Below are 23,105 nucleotides of genomic sequence, written 5' to 3' on the forward strand. Positions count from 1 at the left end.
TCCGGCTCGGCGACGCCCACGGCGTTCACCTGTGGACGCAGCGGCCGGAAGTGTGGATAACTCGCTGTTCTGAGCGTGGATGCCCCGGTGGATAACGGCGGCCGCGCCTCAGCGCCGAGCGCGGCGTTGACGCTTCGACGAGGGCGTGGACCGAGCAGGCCCCGGGGCGCGCCACGATACCGCTGGAGCGCCCGCCCACCGAACCCTGACCACCGTGATGGCATCGGTGCCCGGCTCGACGATCTCCTCGACCTCGGGGCTCGCACAACCGGCGCCCGAGAGCAGCGACCGGTGCTCCTCGACCTCCGTGGCTGCGGACGAGCCCTTGAGGGCGAGCATCTGCCCGTCGGCTCCCACCAGCGGCATGCACCACGACGCCAGGCGATCCAGCGGAGCGACCGCGCGCGAGGTGACCACGTCGAACGATCGCTGCCCGTGCAGGGAGTCCGCACGGCCGCGATGGACCTCGACGTTGGTCAGGCCCAAGTCCGCGACGACCTCGCTGAGGAACGTCGTGCGGCGCAGCAGCGGCTCGATCAGCGTGACCTCGACGTCCGGCCGCGCGATGGCCAGCACCAGGCCAGGGAGCCCGGCGCCGGACCCGACGTCGGCGACCCTCTGACCCGGCGCCAGCAGACGGGCGGCGAGGGCGCAGTTGAGGACGTGGCGATCCCAGAGACGCGGCACCTCGCGCGGTCCGATGAGTCCGCGGACGACGCCGGCATCGGCGAGCCAGGCGGCGTAGCGCTCGGCGAGGGGGAGGGTGGGCGCAGTGAAAACCCGCCGTGCCACAGCGGGCACGGCGGGCGTTTCACGTGAAACGTCGTCGGAGGTCACTCCGGGAGGACCACCACGAACCGGCGGGGCTCGACGCCCTCGGACTCCGAGGTCAGACCCGCGGCCGCGACGGCGTCATGGACGACCTTGCGCTCGAAGGGCGACATCGGGTCCAGCCGCACCGGCGCCTGGGACTCCCGAGCCTCGGCCACGCTCCGACCGGCCAGCTCGACGAGCTCGGCACGGCGCTGCGCCCGGAAGCCCGAGACGTCGAGCATGAGCCGCGAGCGCTCGCCGGTCTCCCGGTACACCGCAAGCCGGGTGAGCTCCTGGAGCGCGTCGAGCACGGCGCCGTCGGTGCCCACGAGGTGCGTGAGCTCGGCGCCGACGATCGAGACCGCAGCGCGGTCGCCGTCGACGTCGATGTCGAGGTCGCCGTCGAGATCGGCGATGTCGAGCAGTTCCTCGAGGTAGTCGGCAGCGACGTCGCCCTCGCGCTCGAGCTGCTGGATGCGGGTCGATCCGTCCTGGACCGCGGACTCCTGGGTCACTTTCGTCCTCCCTTGTTCTGCGCGTTGGACGAGCCGCCCTTGCGCTGCTGCTTGGTGGTGCGCTTCGGCTGCTGGCGCACGGCCGGGCGGGGCGCCTCGACGACGGCGGCCTCCGTCTCCTCCGGGAGCTCGACGCCGTGCTTGCGCGCCTTCGCGCGATCGCGGTCGAGCTTGGCCTGCGCGGCCGGGGTGCCGGGCGCGGGGTTGTTGCGGATGACGTAGAACTGCTGGCCCATCGTCCACACGTTGGTGGTGGTCCAGTACAGGAGCACGCCGACCGGGAACGCGACGCCACCGAGGCCGAAGGCCACCGGGAGCACGTAGAGCAGCATCTTCTGCTGCTGCGCGTACGGACCGCTCAGCGCGTCGGCCGGCATGTTCTTGGCCATCAGCTGACGCTGGGTGGTGAAGGTCGTGGCCGTCATGGCGAGCACCAGGATGAGCGCGAGCACCATGACGAGGGCGTCCGGCGTCGGACCCCACGTGCGGGCGGCCCAGAAGCTCTCCTTGATCGGGATCGAGCCGAAGATCTTCGACTGACCGAAGCTGCGCGCGAGGTCCTCGGTGAGGAAGCCGTGCGCGGTGCGCTTCTTCGCCGCCTGGTCGAGCAGGCGGAACAGGGTGAAGAAGATCGGCATCTGCAGGAGGATCGGCAGGCACGAGGCGAACGGGTTGGTGCCCGTGTCCTTGTAGAGCTTCATCGTCTCCTGGGCGAGACGCTCCCGGTCGTGGCCGTACTTCTTCTGCAGCGCGCGGACCTGCGGCTGGATGAGCTGCATGTTGCGGCTGGACTTGATCTGCTTGACGAACAGCGGGATCAGCAGCGCGCGGATGGTGATCGTCAGACCGATGATCGCCAGCGCCCACGCCGAGCCGCCGTCGGGGTCGAGCCCCAGCACCGTGAACAGCTTGTGCCAGCCCAGCAGGACAGCGGAGATGGCGTAGTAGAGCGGAGTGGCGATGAAGTGTCCGATGTCGCCGATGAATCCCACCGGTCAGGCTCCTTCACGGGTAGTGGGGGAGTGGGGCACGGGGTCGTAGCCGCCGGCGGCCCACGGGTGACAGCGGCCGAGACGGCGGACGGCGAGCCACGAGCCTCGCAGCGAGCCGTGCACCTCGACCGCCTCCAACGCGTAGGCGGAGCAGGACGGGTGGTACCGACAGACCTGACCGTAGAGCGGACTGATCACCGCACGGTAGGCCTTGAGCAGGCCGATCAGCAGCAGTCTCACGTCAGCACCCGCTGCAGACAACGATCGAGGTCGGCTCCGAGTTGCCTCGAATCCGCCTCGGCCGCCGCGGGCAGCGCGCGGACCACCAGAACAGCAGAGCCCGGGAGCATCGAGAGACGCTCCCGGGCCAGATGCCTGAGGCGGCGCTTCACGCGCGTGCGCACGACGGCGTTGCCGACGGCCTTGCTGACGACCAGTCCCACCTGCGGCGGGGACGCCGCACCTGCGAGCAGGTGCACGACGACCGTCCGCGAGCCGGCACGCTCTCCGCGACGGACCGCAGCCTTGAACGAGGCGGGCTCCGTCAGACGGTGCTGCGCCGGCAGCACAGGCGGGGGCCGATCAGACGGCCAGGTCCTTGCGGCCCTTGCGGCGACGGTTGGACAGGATGGCCCGGCCGGCGCGGGTCCGCATGCGCAGACGGAAGCCGTGCACCTTGTGACGGCGACGGTTGTTCGGCTGGTAGGTGCGCTTGCTCACGAGCTGTCTCTTTCGCTGGACGTCGGTGGATCTGCGGCCGCCGTTCGGCTGGCACCGCCCACCCACGCCGAGCCGCTCGGCGAGCAGCGTCGGCATGGACATGCGGCACCGGTCGACCCCGGTGACCAACCAACGGTACGCGGCGCCGAGCGAGAGGGTCAAACCGACGCAGCACCGCCCGCGCCCGCGCGGGGCCGGCCTGTGGATGAAACCTTGCTGTGAGCCGTTGTCCACAACTACGGTCGGACCTTCCCGCGACCCGCCGTGCTGATCGCGACGGATCGCCGCTCCCGCTCCTGCAGTCTCGGACGACGTGCGTCGAAACCCGCCGTGACCTGGGACGACGTGGCGATCGGGAGCTCGGGAACCAGCACTGGCACCGGCGGCCGGCACCACCGTCCGACCGGGTGCACAACCTGTGGACAATGTTGTGGAACAGGCCGGCGGACGCCGACCGAGGACGAGGAGCAGGGCACCCATGGACGAGGCACGCGAGACGTCGTCGGACCACGACCTCCACGAGGCCTGGCGGGCCGTGCTCGCCGAGCTGCAGCCCCACCAGCGCGCCTGGATGCGCGCCAGCGAGCCGGTCACCCTCCACGGCAACACCGCGATCGTCGCGGTGCCCAACGACTTCACCCGCGGGCAGCTCGAGGGCCGCCTGCGCGCGCAGCTCGAGGCGTCCCTCTCCGACCGCTTCGGCCAGGACATCCGCATCGCCGTCACGGTGAACCCCGAGCTCGACCTCGAGCAGCAGGCCGAGGCCGTCCCGCGGCCGGCCGACACCGCGGACCGGGCCCCGGCCGCCGAGCAGACCGACCCCTTCGAGCCTCTGCATCCCACGCTCGACAAGTCGACATATCGATCTGACGACTTCTCTCCTCAGGCTTCGCCCGCCGCGAAGTCGGGCGCCCCGGAGACCCGCCTCAACCCGAAGTACACCTTCGAGACCTTCGTCATCGGCTCGTCCAACCGCTTCCCCCACGCCGCCGCCGTCGCGGTGGCCGAGGCGCCCGGCAAGGCCTACAACCCGCTGCTGGTCTACGGCGACTCCGGCCTGGGCAAGACCCACCTGCTGCACGCCATCGGGCACTACGTCCGCTCGCTCTACGCCGGCGCCGCCGTGCGCTACGTCTCGAGCGAGGAGTTCACCAACGAGTTCATCAACGCCATCCGCGACGACCGGCAGGACCGCTTCAAGCGGCGCTACCGCGACGTCGACGTCCTGCTCATCGACGACATCCAGTTCCTGGAGGGGAAGACCCAGACGCAGGAGGAGTTCTTCCACACCTTCAACACCCTCCACAACGCCAACAAGCAGATCGTGCTGACCTCCGACCGTGCGCCGAAGCGCCTCGAGGCGCTCGAGGACCGCCTGCGCAACCGGTTCGAGTGGGGCCTGATCACCGACGTCCAGCCCCCGGACCTCGAGACCCGCATCGCGATCCTGCGCAAGAAGGCGGCCATGGACCGCCTCACCGCCCCGCCGGACGTGCTGGAGTTCATCGCCTCGAAGATCCACACCAACATCCGCGAGCTCGAGGGCGCGCTGATCCGGGTCACGGCGTTCGCGAACCTCAACCGCCAGGAGGTCGACATGACCCTGGCCGAGATCGTCCTGAAGGACCTGATCCCCGAGGGCGGCGAGCCCGAGATCACCGCCGGGCTGATCATCGCCCAGACCGCCGCGTACTTCGGGCTCACCATCGACGAGCTCACCGGGCCCAGCCGCGGCCGCCACCTCGTGATGGCGCGTCAGATCGCGATGTACCTGTGCCGCGAGCTGACCGATCTCTCGCTGCCGAAGATCGGCGCGCAGTTCGGCAACCGCGACCACACCACCGTCATGTACGCCGACCGCAAGATCAACCAGCTGCTCCAGGAGCGCCGGGCGGTCTTCAACCAGGTCAGCGAGCTCACCAACCGCGTGAAGATGCAGGCGCGCCAGGCCTGAGGAGGCCCGGCTCGTACCCAGCGCCCTCCGCAGCAGGGCACGAGCCTGTGGATGACCTGCGGTTCCCGAGCGAACTACACGGGGAGGATCTGTGGTTCTCGTGCGACGCGCGGTGTGCGACCCGGGCCACGTGCACACGCAGGGGCGGCTCCTCCCAGGTTCGTCCACACCCCCTGTGAGCGTCGACTCACCGGGGTGACCTGCGAGAACAGCTCCCATCCACAGTTTCCACGGACGCTATGACTACGACGAACCTCCTCACGCATCGACCGACCTCCAGCTCCTCTGCACACCCTCGACCTGGGGATGAACCGGTGTATGTCCTCGAACACCCGGACCGGACAGGCTCTCGGAGCGGCCCGCACCCTCGCCCCGCCAGGACGCGTCTGGCAGGATCGGCCTCCCACCGCTCGATCCATCGATCCGCCGATCCGAAGTCGAAGGACCACCTCCGTGAAGTTCCGCGTCGAACGCGACGTGCTGGCCGACTCCGTCGCCTGGGCAGCCCGTAGCCTCCCCGTCCGTCCGAGCTCCCCGGTGCTGGCCGGTCTGCTGATCTCGGCCACCGACGAGGGCCTGGTCCTCTCCACCTTCGACTATGAGACCTCGGCGCGCGCCACGCTCGCCGCGGACGTCGCCCAGCCCGGCACCGCGCTGGTGAGTGGCCGCCTCCTGGCCGACATCTGCCGCAGCCTGCCGGCCAAGCCGGTCGAGATGGTGCTCGACGGCGCTCGCGTCTCGCTCACCTGCGGATCAGCCCGCTTCAGCCTCCAGACCATGCCCGTCTCGGACTACCCGACGCTGCCCGAGATGCCCGGAGCCACCGGCACCGTCGACGGCGAGGTCTTCGCCCACGCCGTGAGTCAGGCCGTCACCGCCTCGGGTCGCGACGACATGCTCCCGGTGCTCACCGGCGTGCGCATCGAGATCGACGGCGCGACGATCTCGCTGCTGGCCACCGACCGCTTCCGCCTCAGCCAGCGCGAGCTCGCCTGGAGCCCCCGCACCCCCGACGTCACCGTCGCCGCGCTGGTGCCCGCCAAGGTGCTCGCCGACACCGCCAAGGCCCTGGCCGGCAGCGGCGAGGTCACCATCGCCCTCTCGGCCAGCGGCCAGGGCGAGGGCATCATCGGCTTCGAGGGCGCTGCCCCCGGCGGCGTGCGTCGCACCACCACCCGCCTCCTCGACGGCGAGTTCCCCAAGGTCCGCAGCCTCTTCCCCTCCGAGCACCTCACCGTCGCCACGGTCGAGAAGGCCTCCCTGGTCGAGTCGGTCAAGCGCGTCGCGCTGGTCGCCGAGCGCAACACCGCCGTCCAGCTCGCCTTCTCCGACGGCGTGCTGACCCTCGACGCCGGCTCCGGCGACGAGGCGCAGGCCTCGGAGTCCATCGAGGCCGCCATCGACGGCGACGACCTCACCACCGGCTTCAACCCGCAGTTCCTCCTCGACGGCCTCGGCGCCATCGACGAGGGCCAGGTCGAGCTGGCCTTCACCCAGGCGTCCAAGCCGGTGGTGCTGAGCGGTCACCGCGAGGACGGCGAGGACGCCGGCTTCCGCTACCTGCTGATGCCGCGGCGCCTGCTCTCCTAAGCCCTCCGGGGCTCGGCCGACGCCTCGACGAGGAGTAGCGTCGGGGCCGACCTGGACCGGACTCGGCCGGACCCATCCCGACGCCGCCGGCGTCGCACGCACGAGGAGAGCAGCACGTGGAGATCGGACTCGTCGGCCTGGGCAAGATGGGCGGGAACATGCGCACCCGCCTGCGCGAGGCCGGCCACACCGTCGTCGGCTACGACCGCAACCCGGAGATCGCCGACGTCGACTCCCTGGAGGCCCTGGTCGAGGCGCTCCCCGCACCCCGCGTGGTGTGGGTGATGGTGCCCGCGGGCGACCCCACCCACCAGACCATCGACGCCCTGGGCTCGCTGCTCTCCGAGGGCGACCTCGTCGTCGACGGCGGCAACTCCAAGTACACCGACGACGCCGCCCACGCCGCCCAGCTCGCCGAGCGCGGCATCGGCTTCGTCGACTGCGGCGTCTCCGGCGGCGTGTGGGGTCTGAAGAACGGCTACGCGCTCATGGTCGGTGGCGCGCCCGAGCAGATCGCGCTCGTCCAGCCGGCGCTCGACGCCCTCAAGCCCGCGGAGGGCGGCTTCGTCCACGCCGGCTCCAAGCCGGGTGCCGGCCACTTCGCCAAGATGGTCCACAACGGCATCGAGTACGCGATGATGCAGGCCTACGCCGAGGGCTGGGAGCTCCTCGAGGCCACCGACCTCGTCGAGAACGTCCCCGAGGCCTTCGCCTCGTGGCGCTCGGGCACGGTCATCCGCTCCTGGCTGCTCGACCTGCTGGTCAACGCCCTCGAGGACGACGCCCACCTCGACGCCCTGCGCGGCTACGCCGACGACTCCGGCGAGGGCCGCTGGACCGTCGAGGCCGCGATCGACCACGCGGTGCCGATGCACGTCATCGCCGCCTCCCTCTTCGCCCGCTTCACCTCGCGCCAGGACGACAGCCCGGCGATGAAGGCGATCGCCGCGATGCGCAACCAGTTCGGCGGCCACGCCGTGCACGCGGGTCCGCCCGCGGGCGGCGACGCCGGCTGAGCCGCGTCCCGCACCCCTCGCCCGACGGTCCTCGATGCACGTCTCCCACCTGGCCCTGCACGACTTCCGCAGCTATGCGCAGGTCGACGTCGAGCTCGCGCCCGGGGTCACGGCGTTCGTCGGCCGCAACGGCCAGGGCAAGACCAACCTCGTCGAGGCCATCGACTACCTCTCGCGCCTGAGCTCGCACCGGGTGGCCACCGACGCCCCGCTGGTGCGGGCCGGCGCGGAGCAGGCCGTCGTCCGGGCGGCGGTGGTCAAGGACGGCCGCACCGCGGTGCTCGAGGTCGAGATCAACCCCGGCCGCGCCAACCGCGGGCGCATCAACCGCTCCCCGCTGCCGCGGGTGCGCGAGCTGGTGGGCCTGGTGCGCACGGTCGTGTTCGCCCCCGACGATCTCGCGCTGGTCAAGGGCGATCCCTCGGATCGGCGGCGCTTCCTCGACGACCTCCTCGTGCTGCGCGCCCCGCGGCTGGCCGGCGTCCGCTCCGACTACGACCGGGTGCTGCGACAGCGCAACTCGCTGCTCAAGACCGCGGGTGCGGCCCGGCGCAGCGGGGGCTCGGAGAGCGCGCTGGCCTCGCTGGGGGTCTGGGACGAGAACCTCGCGCGGGTGGGCGGCGAGCTGCTCGCCGAGCGGCTGCGGCTCGTCGAGGACCTGCGGCCCTACGTCGGCAAGGCCTACGAGGCGGTGGCGCGCGGGGCCCGGCGCGATGACGCGGAGATCGAGTACCGCGCCAGCGTCGAGGTGCCCGACGGGGCCCCGGACCCCGCCGCCCTGGCGCAGGCGATCCTCGCCGGGGTGGAGGAGCGCCGACGCGACGAGCTCGACCGGGGCATCTCCCTGGTGGGTCCCCACCGCGACGACCTCCTGCTCTTCCTCGGCCATGGCGCCTCGGACGACGGGCCGGGCCGCCTGCCGGTGAAGGGCTATGCCAGCCACGGCGAGTCGTGGTCGTTCGCGCTGGCGCTGCGCCTGGCCTCCTACGACCTGCTGCGCGCCGACGGCGATGACCCCATCCTGGTGCTCGACGACGTCTTCGCCGAGCTCGACGCCGGGCGTCGCGCCCAGCTCGCCGACCTGGTGGCCGACGCCGAGCAGGTGCTCGTCACCGCCGCGGTGCCCGAGGACGTCCCGCCCGCGCTGGCCGGCGTCCGGTTCGCCGTCGCCGACGGGACGGTGACCCGTGAGCCCTGACGACACCCCCGACGAGATCCGCGACGAGATCCGCGAGGACGCCTCGGACGAGCCCCCCGCGCACCGCGACGACGGCCTCGACCTCGCCCGCGCCGCCACCCGCTCCGCGGCGGGCAGCACCGCCCCGGCCAAGCGACGCCGTCGCCGGCCGGGCGGGCCGGCGGGTCCCACCGGTGCCGACGCCCCCCGCTGGAACCGCGCCGGCGGGTTCAGCGGCGCCCACCCCGACGAGCGCGATCCCCAGCTGCTCGACAACACCCTCGGCCGCCTCGTCCGCGACCACGGCTGGGGACTCGACCTGCGCGTCCACGGCCTCTTCGGACGCTGGGCCGAGCTGGTGGGCGAGGAGATCGCGAGCCACTGCACCCCGGAGTCCTTCGTCGACGGCCGGCTCCTGGTGCGCACCGACTCCACCGCCTGGGCCACCCAGCTGCGGCTGCTGAGCCCCCAGATCCTGCAGCGCCTCACCGAGGAGCTCGGCGCGGGCGCCGTCACCACGATCGACGTGCAGGGCCCGCACGCGCCGTCGTGGACCAAGGGCAGGCGCACCGTGCGGGGCGCCCGCGGACCTCGCGACACCTACGGCTGAGCCGCCCCGCGGCGACCGGATCCCTGCCGGATCCGGTCGGAGCCCGGATCGGCCCGTGAGCGCCTCCCGCGCCCCGGGGGCCGATGGGGGGACACCGATGCCACCCCGTCACGGGCTCTGATCGGCCTTCTCGACGCTCTCAGGCACCTCCGGGCGGCGTCGAGGACCCTCGCGGAGCACCGCCCCGGCCCGTCATGGCGTGTTCCCGGGCCTCTGAGGCGGTAGACTTCCCCACGCCCGCGCGCGCGGGCGAGGGCTCTCGGGCCCGGGTCGACTCGCAACAGAAGAGGTGCACGTGACCGATCAGGCTCCGGCGGACGACGCCGGCACCGTGGCCGCGACCAGCAACACCGACGAGGTCTCCTACGACGCCTCCGCGATCCAGGTCCTCGAGGGCCTCGAGGCGGTGCGCAAGAGGCCCGGCATGTACATCGGCTCCACCGGCGAGCGCGGTCTGCACCACCTCATCTGGGAGATCGTCGACAACGCCGTGGACGAGGCGCTCGCGGGCCACTGCGACCGCATCGTCGTCACCCTGCAGGCCGACGGCGGCATCCGCGTCGAGGACAACGGCCGCGGCATCCCCACCGACACCGCGCCCGGCCAGGAGCTCCCGGCCGTCACGATCGCGCTCACCGTCCTCCACGCCGGCGGCAAGTTCGGCGGCGGCGGCTACAAGGTCTCCGGCGGTCTGCACGGCGTCGGCATCTCGGTGGTCAACGCGCTCTCGAGCAAGCTCGTCGTCGAGGTCCGCAACCGCGGCCACGAGTGGCGTCAGACCTTCTCCCTCGGCGACCCCGACGCACCGCTGGAGCAGGTGCGCGCGATGGAGCCCGGTGAGCGCACCGGCACCACGGTCACCTTCTACGCCAGCCCCGACATCTTCGAGACCACCACGTACTCCCTGGAGACCATCACCACGCGCATCCGCGAGATGGCCTTCCTCAACAAGGGCCTGGAGATCGTCGTCCGCGACGAGCGGCCCGCCGCCTCCGACATCGCCGACGCGGTGGAGGCCGAGGAGGACGCCGCCGGCGCACCGGCCCGCTCGGAGGCCGGCGGCCTCGAGCACGTCTTCAAGTTCGACCGCGGCCTCGTCGACTACGTCGAGCACATCAACCGCACCAAGCAGGTCGCGAACCCCTCGGTGATCTCCTTCGAGGCCGAGACGCCCGAGTCGGTGGAGAACCACATGAGCGTCGAGGTCGCGATGCAGTGGAACACCTCCTACAGCGAGTCGGTCCACACCTTCGCCAACACCATCAACACCCACGAGGGCGGCACCCACGAGGAGGGCTTCCGCTCGGCGCTCACCACGCTCATCAACAACGCGGGCTTCGAGTGGGGCCTGATGAAGAAGCCCGAGGACCGCGTCAGCGGCGACGACATCCGCGAGGGCCTCACCGCGATCATCTCGGTGAAGATCGGCGAGCCGCAGTTCGAGGGCCAGACCAAGACCAAGCTCGGCAACACCGAGGCCAAGGGCTTCGTGCAGCGCGTCGTCAACGACCAGCTCGGCGCCTGGCTGGAGCAGAACCCCACCGAGGGCAAGGACATCATCCGCAAGGCCCAGGCCGCGGCGTCCGCCCGCATCGCCGCCCGCAAGGCGCGCGACCTCGCCCGCAACCGCAAGGGGCTCCTCGGCGGCGGCGGCCTGCCCGGCAAGCTCTCGGACTGCCAGTCCACCAACCCCGCCGAGTGCGAGGTCTTCATCGTCGAGGGCGACTCCGCCGGCGGCTCGGCGCGTCAGGGCCGCGATCCCCGCATCCAGGCGATCCTCCCGATCCGCGGAAAGATCCTCAACGTCGAGAAGGCCCGCATCGACAAGGTGCTCGGCAACACCGAGGTGCAGTCGATCATCTCCGCGCTGGGCACGGGCATCCACGACGAGTTCGACATCGAGAAGCTGCGCTACCACAAGGTCGTGCTGATGGCCGACGCCGACGTCGACGGCCACCACATCAACACCCTGCTGCTCACGCTGCTCTTCCGGTTCATGAAGCCGCTCATCGAGGGCGGCTACGTCTACATGGCCCAGCCGCCGCTCTACCGCCTGCGGTGGAACAAGCCAGCCGAGCACGAGTTCGTCTACTCCGACGCCGAGCGCGACGCCCTCATGCGCGAGGGCATCGAGAACGGCAAGAAGCTGCCCAAGGAGAACCCGGTGCAGCGCTACAAGGGTCTGGGCGAGATGAACGCCAAGGAGCTGTGGGAGACCACCATGGACCCCGACAACCGGCTCATGCTCCAGGTCACCCTCGACGACGCCGCCCACGCGGACGAGATCTTCTCGATCCTCATGGGCGAGGACGTCGAGCAGCGTCGCTCCTTCATCCAGCGCAACGCCAAGGACGTCCGATTCCTGGATATCTAGGTCTCTTCACCCAGCCCTAGACACTCCTAGATCCAGACAGAGAGATTCATCGTGACCGAGACTCCCACCGACGGCGCCACGCCCCAGGGTCCCGGCGGGCGCATCGAGCCCGTCGAGCTGCAGACCTCGATGCAGCGGGCCTACATCGACTACGCGATGGCCGTCATCGTCGGCCGCGCGCTGCCCGACGTCCGCGACGGCCTCAAGCCGGTGCACCGCCGCGTCCTCTACGCCATGTACGACGGCGGCTACCGCCCCGACCGCGGCTTCTCCAAGTGCAGCCGCGTCGTCGGCGACGTCATGGGTCAGTACCACCCGCACGGCGACTCCGCGATCTACGACACCCTCGTCCGCCTCGCGCAGCCGTGGGTGATGCGCGCGCCGCTGATCCAGGGTCAGGGCAACTTCGGCTCGCCGGGCAACGACGCCGCGGCGGCCATGCGGTACACCGAGTGCCGGATGGCGCCGCTGGCCATGGAGATGGTCCGCGACATCGATGAGGAGACCGTCGACTTCCAGCCCAACTACGACGGCCGCTCGCAGGAGCCCGTCGTCCTGCCCTCGCGCATCCCGAACCTGCTGGTCAACGGCTCGGCCGGCATCGCGGTGGGCATGGCCACCAACATCCCGCCGCACAACCTGCGCGAGGTCGCCGAGGGCGCCGTGTGGGCCCTCGAGCACCCCGACGCCACCCGCGAGGAGCTGCAGGACGCCCTCATCGAGCGCGTCAAGGGCCCCGACTTCCCCAACGGCGCGCTCATCGTCGGCACCGCCGGCATCGAGCAGGCCTACCGCACCGGCCGCGGCTCGATCACCCAGCGCGCGGTCATCGAGGTCGACGAGGACTCCCGCGGCCGCACCTGCCTGGTCGTCACCGAGCTGCCCTACATGGTCAACCCCGACAACCTGGCGCTGAAGATCGCCGAGCTCGCCGACTCAGGCAAGGTGCAGGGCATCTCCGACGTCCGCGACGACACCTCCGACCGCACCGGCCAGCGGCTCGTCGTCGTGCTCAAGCGCGACGCCGTGGCCCGCGTCGTGCTCAACAACCTGCTCAAGCACACCGAGCTGCAGACCAACTTCAGCGCCAACATGCTGGCGCTGGTCGACGGTGTGCCGCGCACCCTGACCATCGACCAGTTCATCTCCAACTGGGTCGAGCACCAGATCGAGGTCATCCGCCGGCGCACGGAGTTCCGCCTGCGCAAGGCCGAGGAGCGCGCCCACATCCTGCGCGGTCTGGCCAAGGCCCTCGACATGCTCGACGAGGTCATCGCGCTCATCCGTCGCAGCCCCGACGTCGCCGAGGCGCGCACGGGCCTGATGGAGCTCCTGGAGATCGACGAGATCCAGGCCACCGCCATCCTCGACATGCAGCTGCGCCAGCTGGCCGCGCTGCAGCGTCAGAAGATCATCGACGACCTCGCCGAGATCGAGCTGACCATCGCCGACCTCAAGGACATCCTGGCCAACGTCACGCGGCAGCGTCAGATCGTCTCCGACGAGCTCTCGCAGATCGTCGAGAAGTACGGCGACGACCGTCGCAGCCAGATCATCCCGGCCGACGGCGACCTCTCGATGGAGGACCTCATCCCCGACGAGGAGCTCGTCGTCTCCATCACCCGCGGTGGCTACGCCAAGCGCACCCAGCGGTACGCGTACCGCACCCAGAAGCGGGGCGGCAAGGGCGTGCGCGGCGCGACGCTGCGCGGCGACGACGTCGTCGAGCACTTCATCGCCACCACCAACCACCACTGGCTGCTCTTCTTCACCACCGCCGGCCGTGTCTACCGCACGAAGGCCTACAACCTGCCCGAGGCGGCGCGCGACGCGAAGGGCGGTCACGTCGCCGGGCTGCTGTCGTTCCAGCCCGACGAGTCGATCGCCCAGGTGCTGGCCATCCGCGACTACGAGCAGGCGCCGTACCTGGTGCTCGCCACCCGCAACGGCCTGGTGAAGAAGACCAACCTCGGCGACTACAACTCCCCGCGGCAGGCCGGCGTCATCGCGATCAACTTCCGCGACGACGACGACGAGCTGATCGGCGCCGAGCTGGTCTTCCCCGAGGACGAGATCCTGCTGGTCTCCCGCAAGGGCCAGGCGGTGCGCTTCAAGGCCACCGACGAGCAGCTGCGTCCGATGGGCCGCGCCACCTCGGGCGTGCGCGGCATGGACCTCGCCGGCCCCGACTCCGTGCTGTCGATGTCGGTGATCCGCGCCGCGCAGGCGCAGGCCGAGGACAGCGACGAGAACGTCCAGTACGTCTTCACGATGACCGACGGCGGCTTCGCCAAGCGCACCCGCATCAGCGACTACCGCCTCACCAACCGCGGCACCAAGGGCGTCAAGGCGATGGCCCTGGCCAACGAGGACCGGGGCGGCCTGGTGGGCGCGTTCATCGTCGAGGACGGCGACGAGATCCTCTCGATCACCACCGGCGGCCAGGTCGTCCGCAGCCCGATCAACGCGGAGTTCCGGCCCACCGGACGCTCCACCCAGGGCGTGAAGTTCGTCAGCTTCCGCAAGGGCGACGCCGTCGCCGTGGTGACCCGCTCGGTGGAGTCGAAGGCCGAGGACGAGCTCGAGGAGGGCGCCGACGGCGCCCCTGCGGGTGAGAGCACCGAGACGGCCCCCGTGGCCGCGGATGCAACAATCGAGGCTCAGGGCGCGTCCGAGGCTGCGAGCGACGACGACGCCGGCGCCACGACTTCGGAGGACCTCGACTGATGGCGGGACCCGTACGCGACGACACCACCCAGGAGCGCTCCGGGATGAGTCAGCGGATCCAGGACAAGCTGGAGTCGATGTCGACCGCCGGCGCCGATCGCGCTGCCGGCGCCGGACGCAACCCGCGTCGGGCCCGCCTGCGGCTGACGGTGATCGACCCCTGGTCGGTCATGAAGACCTCCTTCCTGCTGGCCGTCGCCTTCGCGATCGTCACCGTAGTGGCCGTTCTCATGGTGTGGACCGTCCTCGGCGCCGCCGGCGTCTGGGACTCCATCAACGGCACCGTCCGCGACATCGTCGGCGGCGACACCGCGAAGACCTTCGACATCTCCGACTACCTCGGCACCGGCCGCGTCCTCGGCTTCACCGTCGTGGTCTCGGCGGTGAACGTCGTCCTGATCACCGCCGTCGCGACGCTCGCCGCGTTCCTCTACAACATGGCCGCCTCGCTGCTCGGCGGCATCGAGGTCACCCTCTCCGAGGACGCCTGATCACCTCGTCCGACGACGGCGCCGTCACCTGTTCGCGCAGGTGCGGCACCGTTTTGTCGGGGTCGTGAGGCCTGGGGTAGTGTCTGCCCTCGGTCGTCGACCAGCCCCCGGCTCACCCCGGGTGCGGGCCTATAGCTCAGACGGTTAGAGCGCTTCCCTGATAAGGAAGAGGTCACAGGTTCAAGTCCTGTTAGGCCCACCAGCAACACCCCCGCAGTGCCGGCTCACCCACCGAGGAGCTCTCGATGAAGAAGATCCTGCTGGTCGTCCTCGCCGCCGCGGGCGCCGTCGTCGCGAAGAAGAAGTACGACGAGGGCCAGGCCGAGCAGGCCCTCTGGGCCGAGGCCGTCGACTCCGTCCGACGCTGACCTTCCGCGGGCGCACTCGCCCGCATCCCGCCGTCGTCGCCGACGGCACGGGGCCTTGGCGCAATTGGTAGCGCACCTGCTTTGCAAGCAGGGGGTTAGGGGTTCGAGTCCCCTAGGCTCCACAACAACAGTTCGATGCCGGCCGCTGAGCCACTCCTTCGCTGCGTGCGGAACCGGCGCCGCGAATTCGTCGTGAGACTCAGAACCTAGATCGTGCCGCTGTTGACGGATCGTTTGGCGCGCTCGTCAAGATCACGAGTCAGCACCGAGGAAACACGTAGAGTGTGGCCGCGACTTCTGTCGCGAAGCTGGCCGAGCTCTCGCCGAATTGCTTCACCCGGTTGCCAGAAACGCTGCGTAGCGCTCTTCCAGCCGTTCCTCGCTAGGACGAGCCGCTCGGGCGCGAGGCACAACCGCAAGCGGAGTGTTGTGGACTCCTTGGATACCGCCCTTCAACATCCAACCGTCGACCTCTTCCAGGATGTCTTGACGAATGTGCAGGGTGAGGTCCGGCCGAATTCCGAGGATGGAGCTGTCGAATGCCGCGTGATGGATCTTGCAGAGGCTGAGTCCGTTGGGCACGACTGGTTCGCCGTGAGGTCGTCCATCCGGGATGATGTGAGCGGCGTCGAGAAGTTCCGCGTGGCGGATCTTGCAGATCGCGCAGCGACCCTCATAGGCCAGGAGAACCTGGCTGCGAAAAACCCGCTGGTGGAGCCGGCTCTTCGTCAGTCGCTCAACATATCGACGTGAGTCCTCGTCTACAACCTGCCCCGGGGTGACAAATCGCTGCCCCTCGTCGAGAGCGAGGGCGAACTCGAGATTGTCCGGGTCATCGCCTACGACCCAGACCGGATAGATCGGCTCGTACAGGCCAGACGCAACCCCGACGAACCAGATCAGGGGGAGTCCTTGGTCACGGGCGCGGCGCAGGGCGATGTTCTCTGGGTGTTGCGGATCGTTCCCACGGTACTTATAGCGCTGGAGGCCGTCGAACCCGATTGAGTCGTTATACGGAGGTATTTGGTTCGGCGGAGTGAACGCCGTCCTGATTGCCAAGGCCGCTCTCATCCCGGCTGGCTTTCGGATGCCGCGCTGACGATCCATCAGAGGAATGCGGGTGCCATCGAACTCGAAGCCGGAGAGCCATGCGAAATCAACTCTGGGAGTCGGCCGGCTATCGAGCCAATTCATGGCAGCCAACCGGATGGCTGTCTCCTCGCTCCGGGAATCACTCACGGTGAATTTCTAGCATGGTCGACGTACACGCCTCGGAGGTACGAGCTCATGGCTCGTGCAGGACTTGGTGTAGCGAAAGGCGTCGAACGACTTGGTCGTGCCCGCAGCGCTGCGACTCATGACCAGCTTCGCCGGGCAGACAACCAGCCCTGGGCCTTGCTTAAGTGCGCTCCTTCGAAGAATCCACGACCTCATCCGCCAGCCTTGCGCCGGTGCATCGGCTTGGCGACGTTCTTCTCCGACACCTCGGAGCCATGGGCCTTCGACTTCGAGCCGGCGGAGTCGTCGGGGTGGTCGTGGGCTGCCTTGCGGTTGAGCGCCTCGCGCATCTTCGCCTTCAGATCGGCGTTGGGATCCTGATCAGCCATGTCCGCTCCTCATCTGGTGCGTGTGGCCCGGGGTCGACCTGAGGGCCCGGACCCTCCCCGACGGGGTTCGTCGAGCCTGCCACAGACGGGAGGCCGAGCACGACCACGTTTCCCGTGAAACAGCCTCAGGACGCGAGGGCGGCGGTGAGCGCGGTGCGCACGCGGTCGGTCGGGAACGGCTTCTCCAGGACCCCGGAGGTGCGGGCCAGCTGCACCGAGACGTAGCGGCCCTTGACGCAGGTCTGGCCGGTGAGGGCGAAGGGTCGCTGGCGGTCGGGGAAGAGGGCGAGGGTGGAGGTGGAGCCCTTCTCCTCGCCCTGGATCTCCAGCAGCGTGCTGAACAGGGCGCAGCCCTGGGCAGGCGTCAGGGACTCGCCGGTCACGAGGTCGAGGGCCCGGTCGAGCTTCACGACGTCGGACTGCCGCAGGTCGGGGTTGGCGCGCAGCTGGTCGATCGCGGAGGGCAGGCCGCGGGCCCAGGCGTCGGCGGAGGTCGCGATGATCTGCACCTGGAGACCGCCGGGGGCGTCCCACTGACACGTCGGCACCTCCGCCACCGTCGTGGTGCGCGGCTCGCCGACCTCGCCGCCGGCGAGCTCGCTGAGCTCGGCGGCGCTCAGGGCCTCGCAGGAGGGGTTCTCGGCGGCCGCGGTGGTGGTGTTCGGCGTCGGAGCTCCGCCGCCCTTCGACGACGTCGACACGTCACCGTCGGACGAGCAGCCCACGAGGAGCGCGAGAAGGAGGGTCCCGAGGAGCAGGCGCATGGGCGGATCCTGCCAGAGGCGGGACCGGACGAGCGCCGGACGCGGGCCCGCGCCGATGACACAATGCACGCCGTGCCCCGCCACCTCCTCGCCGTCGCGCTGACGGCGCTGCTCCTCACCGGCTGCAGCGAGTCGATCCCGGCTCCGAGCACCATGAAGGGCCCCGAGCCGACGGCGGTCACGACCACCCCGGACCCGGACCTGCCGGCGTCGGCGGTGCTGCCCTACGTGCCCGAGAGCACCGCGCTGCTCACCGTCACCGACTACCAGCGCATCGCGCTGCAGCTCGGCGTCGATCTCAGCAGCCGCCTGTCGACGGCGCAGCGCGACGACTTCTGGCGCCGCGCCCGCACCGAGACCGCGCTGCTGAGCCCCGGCCTGCTCCGCGACGACGAGGACGCGCTGCTGGCCGACTACGGCTTCGGCCAGGAGGACGTCGCGTGGGAGGCGCACCTGGCGGGCGAGGACGGCACCGAGACCGGGTGGGTGCTGCGGTTCCGCGACGGCGTCTCGATGGACGAGGTGCGCAAGGCCATCCGCAAGGGCGTCGGGCCGCTGGCCGGCGCCGAGGTGGCCGACGGGCCGATCGTGGTGAAGGGCACGCTCCCCGATCCCGACCAGAGCTGGGCCACCGATGCCGAGATCGCGCCGCTCATCGGCGCCCAGGCCAACGGCGTGGTGGTGCGACGCGGCTGCGTCACCGCCCCGGCCGGGACCCCGCGCGTGGAGGACCTCACGGCCTACTCGATGACCTTCGAGGGCTCGCTGGCCACCGCGCGCCTGGGGCTGGGCCGCACCGACCTGTTCACCCGGCTCCGGCTGGCGCAGGCGTCGGGGGCGTTCTCGCGGCTGTTCACCGACGGCGTCGCCGACCCCACCACGGGTCGTCTCGGCTTCGAGATGACCAACGCCTCGGCGGCCACCGACGCGACGCTGCGCGAGTCGCTGCCGTTCGCGGTGTGCCGCGGCTGACACCGGCTCGACGGCCGCCGCGAGCGGACCGCCGCGTACCCTGAAGGGCGTGACCAGCGTCCTCTCCCCGCGTCTGTGGGGCGCCCATGCGGCGGGGCTGGTCTGCATCGCCGCGGCCGGCGGCCTGGGCGTGTGGCAGTACGACGCCTACCAGGCCCGCAAGGACGCCGAGCGCGTCGACCTCACGAAGGACGCCCCGCGTCCGCTCGACGACGTCATGGGCTCCGACGACCCCTTCCCGGGTCGCGACGTCGGCCGTCCGGTCGAGGTGAAGGGCGCCTGGGTGCCCAGCGGCACGGTCTACGTCTCCGACCGCAAGCATGACGGCGTCGAGGGCTACTGGGTCGTGACGCCGGTGGCCGTGGGCGGCGGCGACCGCCCGGCCGTGCCGGTGGTGCGCGGCTGGGTGAGCGACCCGTCGAAGGCGCCGCCGGCGCCGGAGGGCGACGTCGACCTCGTCGGCTCGCTGCAGCCCACCGAGGGCACCGGCGCCACCGACCCCGACCCCGACGACGACGTCATCCCGCAGGTGCGCATCGCCGACCTCATCCAGCACGTCGACCAGGACCTCTACAGCGCCTACGTCGTCGACGACGACCCCGCGCCGGGCCTGGTGAAGGCCGACCTCGCCGCCCTGCCGCAGAGCGGCCGGTTCACGGGCCTGCGCAACCTCCTCTACGCCATCGAGTGGTGGCTCTTCGGCCTCTTCGCCGCCTACATCTGGCTCAAGCACGTGAGCGAGCAGACCGCGGAGCCCGACGGCCTCGAGGACGACGACGTGCCCGCCGGAGGACCGGGTCCCGGATCGGATCACGGGCCGGGTGACGGCACCCCGACCCCCGAGGGCGACCGGGTACCGTCGACGCCGTGACCAAGCTCTTCGCGACCTACCGCGTGCTCGCCCTCGTGGTGGGCGTCCTGCTGCTGATCGGCACGCTCAGCATCGTGCTCAAGTACGGCCTCTCCGAGGGCAGCAGCCTGCAGTCCTTCGGCGAGACCCTCGACGTGATCTGGCTCTTCCACGGCTGGATCTACATCGTCTACGTCATCGTCGCCTTCGTGCTGACCCAGCGGGCCCGCTGGAGCCTGCCGCAGTTCCTGCTGATGATGATCGCCGGCCTGATCCCCGGCCTGATCTTCTGGGTCGAGGCCCGGGTGGCCGCTCGTCTGCGCGAGGAGCACCCCGAGCTGGTCGAGGCCTGACCGGCACCTGAGCCCGACGCGAACGGCGGCCGCCCCCCGGGAGGGGACGGCCGCCGTTCGTGCTGTGCGGGCAGCGGTGCCGGCTGCCGTGCTCAGCGGTCCTCGGCGGGCGGGGCGGCGTCGAGCTCGACGACCTCCACCGGCTCGTCGGGGGTGGTGGCCTTCTTCGGGGCCTCGGTGGCGTCGGCGAGCGCCTCGTCGGGCGAGGAGCCGGCGGCGTCCTCGGTGGAGGGACGCGTGACGACGCCCGCGGCCGAGGAGCTGGCCGGGGAGGTGCTCGGCGCCGGCGGCGGGGTGTAGGCGGCCTGCCAGGCGTCCTGGCCCCCGCCCTGGAGCCGCTTGGCGACGACGCCGACGACGGCGGCGGTGCCACCGAGGATCAGCAGGGTCTTGAGCTTGGAGCGCTTCTTCTTCGGCGCCGGGTGGCCGGTGATCTCGGCGACCTTGGCCTGGGCCCGCTCGGAGATGCCACCGGCCCGCTCCTGGGCCAGGGCCGCGCCCTGCGCGACGTACGGCGCCGCCTTGGTGCGGGCCTCGCTCAGGGCGTCGGAGATCACCGGGACCGCGCGGTCGCGGGCGTCGGCCAGGGCCGGGACGGCCTTGGCGCGGGCGTCGGCGAGCCGGTGGGCGGCCTCCTCGCGCGCGGTGCTGGCGGCGGACTCCAGCTGCGGACGCAGGTGATCGATGAGCTCCTCGACCGAGTCGACCACCGACCCGACCTGGTCGCCGGCCCGGTCGATCAGGGACTTCCTCTTGCGCAGACGCATCACGCGTCACTTCCTCTCGTCGTTCGGTGGAGCCGCGGACGCCGGTCATCTTGGCATCCGTGGAAAGATCGTCGCGCACGACGCGTTCGCGCCGTACACCCAGACGTGCACCTTCGCGCGTCTCACCGACCAGATCGAAAGGCAGTCATGGCTGACCTGCAGGCCGTCCTGAAGACCAACCGGGGCGACATCACCCTGAACCTGTTCCCGAACCACGCCCCGGAGACGGTCGACAACTTCGTCGGTCTCGCGACCGGCGAGAAGGCCTACGACGCCGGCAACGGCAAGACCGGCCCGTTCTACGACGGCCTCGGCTTCCACCGCGTGATCTCCGGCTTCATGATCCAGGGCGGCTGCCCGCTCGGCACCGGCACCGGCGGCCCGGGCTACACCTTCAAGGACGAGCCGCACCCCGAGCTCGCCTTCACCAAGCCCTACCTGCTCGCGATGGCCAACGCCGGCCCGGGCACCAACGGCTCGCAGTTCTTCATCACCGTGGCGCCCACCCAGTGGCTCACCGGCAAGCACACCATCTTCGGCGAGGTCGCCGACCAGGCCGGCCGCGACGTCGTCGACGCCATCGGCACCACCGCCACCGGCCCCGGCGACCGCCCGCTCGAGCCGGTCGTCATCGAGTCCGTCGAGATCCTCGGTCGCTGACCAGCCTCGACCCGACCCTGACGACGCATCGATGACGACGCCCCCGGCCACGCCGTCCAACCCGGGCACCGGCGTGCCCACCTGCTACCGGCACGCCGACCGCGAGACCTACATCAGCTGCCAGCGCTGCGGACGGGCCATCTGCCCCGACTGCATGACCGAGGCGGCCGTGGGCTTCCAGTGCCCGGAGTGCGTGGCCGAGGGGCGTCGCACCGTGCGTCAGGCCCGCACCCCGTTCGGGGGTGCGATGCCCTCGGGCCGCACCGGCGTCGTCTCGATGACGCTGCTCGGCCTCAACCTGCTCGTCTTCGCGCTGGTGCTGGCCACCGGCGGCTCGGCGAGCATCCTCGTCGACTACCTCTCGCTGCACGCCCGCGGCCTGTGCGTGGCCGACGGCGGCGGCTTCTACACCGCGGTCACCAGCTCGGCGATCTGCGACTCCCAGACGCCGGGCACGTGGGTGCCGGGCGTCGGCGACGGCGCGCTGTGGCAGCTGGTGACGAGCATGTTCCTGCACGTCCAGCTGCTCCACCTGGGCTTCAACATGCTCGCGCTCTACGTGCTCGGCCCGCAGCTGGAGATGATCCTGGGCCGCACCCGGTTCCTCGCGCTCTACCTGCTCTCGGGCCTGGCCGGCTCCGCGCTGGTGTACTGGGCGGCCGGTGAGCAGAGCTCGACGCTCGGGGCGTCGGGCGCCATCTTCGGCCTGATGGGCGCGCTGCTGGTGATCGCCCACAAGGCCGGCGGCGACTACCAGCAGATCCTGCTGTGGATCGGCATCAACTTCGTCATCACCCTCGCCTACCGGGGCAGCATCTCCTGGCAGGGTCACCTCGGCGGCTTCCTCGGCGGTCTCGCCCTGGCCGCGATCCTGGCCTACGCGCCCCGGGAGAACCGCGCACGCTGGCAGGCGGCCGGCTTCAGCGCGGTGACCCTCGTCGTCGTGCTGGCGATCCTCGCGCGCACCGTCACGCTGGCCTGAGGGCTGCCACCTGCCGGTGGCCGTCGGCAGCCATCGCCCCCAGGCGGTGGACAGGCCTGTGGATAACTGCGTCGGTTCCCCACAGGTGTGGAGAAGTCTGGGGAGAATTACACCGGTGTCATTCTCCCCAGGTTCATCCCCAGATGTGGAGGAGCGACCTGGGGAGAACCCGGCGAGGGCTCACTCCCAGCGGGTGGCGAAGGAGAAGCCGACCGCCATGAAGGCGATGCCGACGAGCAGGTTCTTCTGGCCCAGGTCGTTGAAGACCGGCACCGCGGAGGTGTCGTTGGAGATCACGTAGAACGTGCAGATCCACAGCAGGCCGAGGATGAAGCAGCCCAGCATGCCGACGACGACGCCCCGGCCGCGGCCGAGCGGGGTCGAGGGGTGCGCGGCCACGAGCAGGCCGAGGAAGAACGCGCCGAAGCCGATCAGGTAGTTGTAGTTCTCCAGGTCGCCGATGAAGCCCGGGCCGGTGGGCTTGGCGCCGAGGGAGTCCGGACGCACACCCACGTAGTAGTAGGCCATCCACGCGATGCCGGCGATCGCCAGGATCAGGGCGATGACGCCGCGGACGCTGAGGATGGGTCCGCGTGCGGGGTCGGCGAAGGCGGTCTCGTTGGCCTTGCGCTTGAGCTTGGACACGACGGCTCCTGGTGCGGGATCGGGATCGGCGACGAACGCCACGTAGCCTAGACGCCGTGAGCCACGGAGCACACGCGAGCCCTCCCGAGCCGCCGGCGTCCCCCGCCCGAGGGGCGCGTCTGCGCGCCCGCCTGGGTCCGCGGGCCCAGCGCGGGGGG

The 23,105-nt window shown here is 70.8% G+C and carries 25 protein-coding genes and 2 tRNA genes; 16 read left to right on the plus strand and 11 right to left on the minus strand.

Going from position 1 to position 23,105, the window contains the following annotated elements:
* Positions 1-108: 108 nt before the first annotated feature.
* Genes rsmG through rpmH form a run of 6 tightly spaced genes read right to left on the minus strand, consistent with a single transcriptional unit; the run spans position 109 to position 3,040 of the window.
* Positions 109-837, minus strand: coding sequence for a 16S rRNA (guanine(527)-N(7))-methyltransferase RsmG (gene rsmG, locus ACZDWJ_RS01190; RefSeq protein ID WP_463519081.1), 729 nt, complete (start codon positions 835-837; stop codon positions 109-111).
* Positions 834-1,328, minus strand: coding sequence for a Jag family protein (locus ACZDWJ_RS01195; protein WP_463519082.1), 495 nt, complete (start codon positions 1,326-1,328; stop codon positions 834-836). Before ACZDWJ_RS01195 ends, rsmG begins: the two co-directional genes overlap by 4 nt.
* Positions 1,325-2,320, minus strand: a complete 996-nt coding sequence (gene yidC / locus ACZDWJ_RS01200) for a membrane protein insertase YidC (protein WP_463519083.1) — start codon at positions 2,318-2,320, stop codon at positions 1,325-1,327. The genes ACZDWJ_RS01195 and yidC overlap by 4 nt, the downstream gene beginning before the upstream one ends.
* Before the next feature lie 3 nt (positions 2,321-2,323).
* Positions 2,324-2,560 carry a membrane protein insertion efficiency factor YidD gene (yidD, locus tag ACZDWJ_RS01205; RefSeq protein WP_463519084.1) on the minus strand — a complete coding sequence of 79 codons (237 nt, stop codon included), beginning with the start codon at positions 2,558-2,560 and terminating at the stop codon, positions 2,324-2,326.
* On the minus strand, positions 2,557-2,889 hold the full coding sequence (rnpA, locus tag ACZDWJ_RS01210) for a ribonuclease P protein component (RefSeq protein ID WP_463519085.1): 333 nt from the start codon (positions 2,887-2,889) through the stop codon (positions 2,557-2,559). The genes yidD and rnpA overlap by 4 nt, the downstream gene beginning before the upstream one ends.
* Positions 2,890-2,902: 13 nt before the next feature.
* Positions 2,903-3,040: a 50S ribosomal protein L34 gene (gene rpmH / locus ACZDWJ_RS01215; RefSeq protein ID WP_463519086.1), complete on the minus strand. Its 138-nt coding sequence runs from the start codon at positions 3,038-3,040 to the stop codon at positions 2,903-2,905.
* A 478-nt stretch (positions 3,041-3,518) separates the two neighbouring features.
* Between rpmH and dnaA the strand changes: the two genes are divergently transcribed.
* The 11 genes from dnaA to ACZDWJ_RS01270 all read left to right on the plus strand — a co-directional run bounded on the left by dnaA (position 3,519) and on the right by ACZDWJ_RS01270 (position 15,469).
* Complete coding sequence (dnaA, locus tag ACZDWJ_RS01220; RefSeq protein WP_463519087.1) at positions 3,519-4,994, plus strand: chromosomal replication initiator protein DnaA; 1,476 nt, start codon at positions 3,519-3,521, stop codon at positions 4,992-4,994.
* Positions 4,995-5,447: 453 nt separating this feature from the next.
* Positions 5,448-6,584, plus strand: coding sequence for a DNA polymerase III subunit beta (gene dnaN, locus ACZDWJ_RS01225; protein WP_463519088.1), 1,137 nt, complete (start codon positions 5,448-5,450; stop codon positions 6,582-6,584).
* A 116-nt stretch (positions 6,585-6,700) separates the two neighbouring features.
* Positions 6,701-7,600: a phosphogluconate dehydrogenase (NAD(+)-dependent, decarboxylating) gene (gene gnd, locus ACZDWJ_RS01230; RefSeq protein WP_463519089.1), complete on the plus strand. Its 900-nt coding sequence runs from the start codon at positions 6,701-6,703 to the stop codon at positions 7,598-7,600.
* A 34-nt stretch (positions 7,601-7,634) separates the two neighbouring features.
* Complete coding sequence (gene recF / locus ACZDWJ_RS01235; protein WP_463519090.1) at positions 7,635-8,798, plus strand: DNA replication/repair protein RecF; 1,164 nt, start codon at positions 7,635-7,637, stop codon at positions 8,796-8,798.
* The gene (locus ACZDWJ_RS01240) at positions 8,788-9,387 is read left to right on the plus strand and encodes a DciA family protein (RefSeq protein ID WP_463519091.1); all 600 of its coding nucleotides are present in this window, start codon (positions 8,788-8,790) and stop codon (positions 9,385-9,387) included. The genes recF and ACZDWJ_RS01240 overlap by 11 nt, the downstream gene beginning before the upstream one ends.
* 331 nt (positions 9,388-9,718) lie before the next feature.
* A complete protein-coding gene (gyrB, locus tag ACZDWJ_RS01245) occupies positions 9,719-11,761 on the plus strand; it encodes a DNA topoisomerase (ATP-hydrolyzing) subunit B (RefSeq protein WP_463519168.1) in 2,043 nt (680 codons plus the stop codon).
* A 129-nt stretch (positions 11,762-11,890) separates the two neighbouring features.
* A complete protein-coding gene (gene gyrA / locus ACZDWJ_RS01250) occupies positions 11,891-14,488 on the plus strand; it encodes a DNA gyrase subunit A (RefSeq protein WP_463519169.1) in 2,598 nt (865 codons plus the stop codon).
* A complete protein-coding gene (locus ACZDWJ_RS01255) occupies positions 14,488-14,979 on the plus strand; it encodes a DUF3566 domain-containing protein (RefSeq protein WP_463519092.1) in 492 nt (163 codons plus the stop codon). The genes gyrA and ACZDWJ_RS01255 overlap by 1 nt, the downstream gene beginning before the upstream one ends.
* A gap of 125 nt (positions 14,980-15,104) precedes the next feature.
* Positions 15,105-15,181, plus strand: a tRNA-Ile gene (locus ACZDWJ_RS01260).
* Between the two features lie 43 nt (positions 15,182-15,224).
* Positions 15,225-15,347, plus strand: a complete 123-nt coding sequence (locus ACZDWJ_RS01265; protein ID WP_463519093.1) for a DLW-39 family protein — start codon at positions 15,225-15,227, stop codon at positions 15,345-15,347.
* Between the two features lie 49 nt (positions 15,348-15,396).
* A tRNA-Ala gene (locus ACZDWJ_RS01270) sits at positions 15,397-15,469 on the plus strand.
* A 211-nt stretch (positions 15,470-15,680) separates the two neighbouring features.
* On the opposite strand, the gene ACZDWJ_RS01275 is transcribed toward ACZDWJ_RS01270, so the two are convergent.
* The 3 genes from ACZDWJ_RS01275 to ACZDWJ_RS01285 all read right to left on the minus strand — a co-directional run bounded on the left by ACZDWJ_RS01275 (position 15,681) and on the right by ACZDWJ_RS01285 (position 17,718).
* A complete protein-coding gene (locus tag ACZDWJ_RS01275) occupies positions 15,681-16,586 on the minus strand; it encodes an HNH endonuclease (RefSeq protein WP_463519094.1) in 906 nt (301 codons plus the stop codon).
* Between the two features lie 191 nt (positions 16,587-16,777).
* The gene (locus ACZDWJ_RS01280; protein ID WP_463519095.1) at positions 16,778-16,954 is read right to left on the minus strand and encodes a DUF5302 family protein; all 177 of its coding nucleotides are present in this window, start codon (positions 16,952-16,954) and stop codon (positions 16,778-16,780) included.
* Between the two features lie 125 nt (positions 16,955-17,079).
* A complete protein-coding gene (locus ACZDWJ_RS01285) occupies positions 17,080-17,718 on the minus strand; it encodes a DUF3558 family protein (protein WP_463519096.1) in 639 nt (212 codons plus the stop codon).
* 72 nt (positions 17,719-17,790) lie between these two features.
* On the opposite strand from ACZDWJ_RS01285, the gene ACZDWJ_RS01290 reads away from it, so the two are divergent.
* From ACZDWJ_RS01290 to ACZDWJ_RS01300, 3 genes are read left to right on the plus strand one after another with little or no spacing between them, the layout of a single operon-like run.
* Positions 17,791-18,690, plus strand: coding sequence for a hypothetical protein (locus tag ACZDWJ_RS01290; protein ID WP_463519097.1), 900 nt, complete (start codon positions 17,791-17,793; stop codon positions 18,688-18,690).
* Positions 18,691-18,739: 49 nt separating this feature from the next.
* Positions 18,740-19,561 carry an SURF1 family protein gene (locus tag ACZDWJ_RS01295; RefSeq protein ID WP_463519098.1) on the plus strand — a complete coding sequence of 274 codons (822 nt, stop codon included), beginning with the start codon at positions 18,740-18,742 and terminating at the stop codon, positions 19,559-19,561.
* Positions 19,558-19,893, plus strand: coding sequence for a DUF3817 domain-containing protein (locus ACZDWJ_RS01300; RefSeq protein ID WP_463519099.1), 336 nt, complete (start codon positions 19,558-19,560; stop codon positions 19,891-19,893). Before ACZDWJ_RS01295 ends, ACZDWJ_RS01300 begins: the two co-directional genes overlap by 4 nt.
* A gap of 92 nt (positions 19,894-19,985) precedes the next feature.
* Here ACZDWJ_RS01300 and ACZDWJ_RS01305 read toward each other — a convergent pair whose 3' ends face one another.
* Positions 19,986-20,663 (minus strand): hypothetical protein, encoded by a 678-nt coding sequence (locus ACZDWJ_RS01305; RefSeq protein WP_463519100.1) that lies wholly within the window; start codon positions 20,661-20,663, stop codon positions 19,986-19,988.
* A 144-nt stretch (positions 20,664-20,807) separates the two neighbouring features.
* Here ACZDWJ_RS01305 and ACZDWJ_RS01310 point away from each other — a divergent pair, with 144 nt between their 5' ends.
* Both ACZDWJ_RS01310 and ACZDWJ_RS01315 read left to right on the plus strand, forming a co-directional pair.
* Positions 20,808-21,320 carry a peptidylprolyl isomerase gene (locus tag ACZDWJ_RS01310; protein ID WP_463519101.1) on the plus strand — a complete coding sequence of 171 codons (513 nt, stop codon included), beginning with the start codon at positions 20,808-20,810 and terminating at the stop codon, positions 21,318-21,320.
* A 31-nt stretch (positions 21,321-21,351) separates the two neighbouring features.
* A complete protein-coding gene (locus tag ACZDWJ_RS01315; protein WP_463519102.1) occupies positions 21,352-22,302 on the plus strand; it encodes a rhomboid family intramembrane serine protease in 951 nt (316 codons plus the stop codon).
* A gap of 180 nt (positions 22,303-22,482) precedes the next feature.
* Here the strand turns inward: ACZDWJ_RS01315 and ACZDWJ_RS01320 are convergent, their stop codons facing one another.
* On the minus strand, positions 22,483-22,947 hold the full coding sequence (locus ACZDWJ_RS01320) for a cell division protein CrgA (protein WP_463519103.1): 465 nt from the start codon (positions 22,945-22,947) through the stop codon (positions 22,483-22,485).
* Positions 22,948-23,105 lie beyond the last annotated feature (158 nt).

The organism is Nocardioides sp. B129/18 (genome assembly GCF_055282735.1).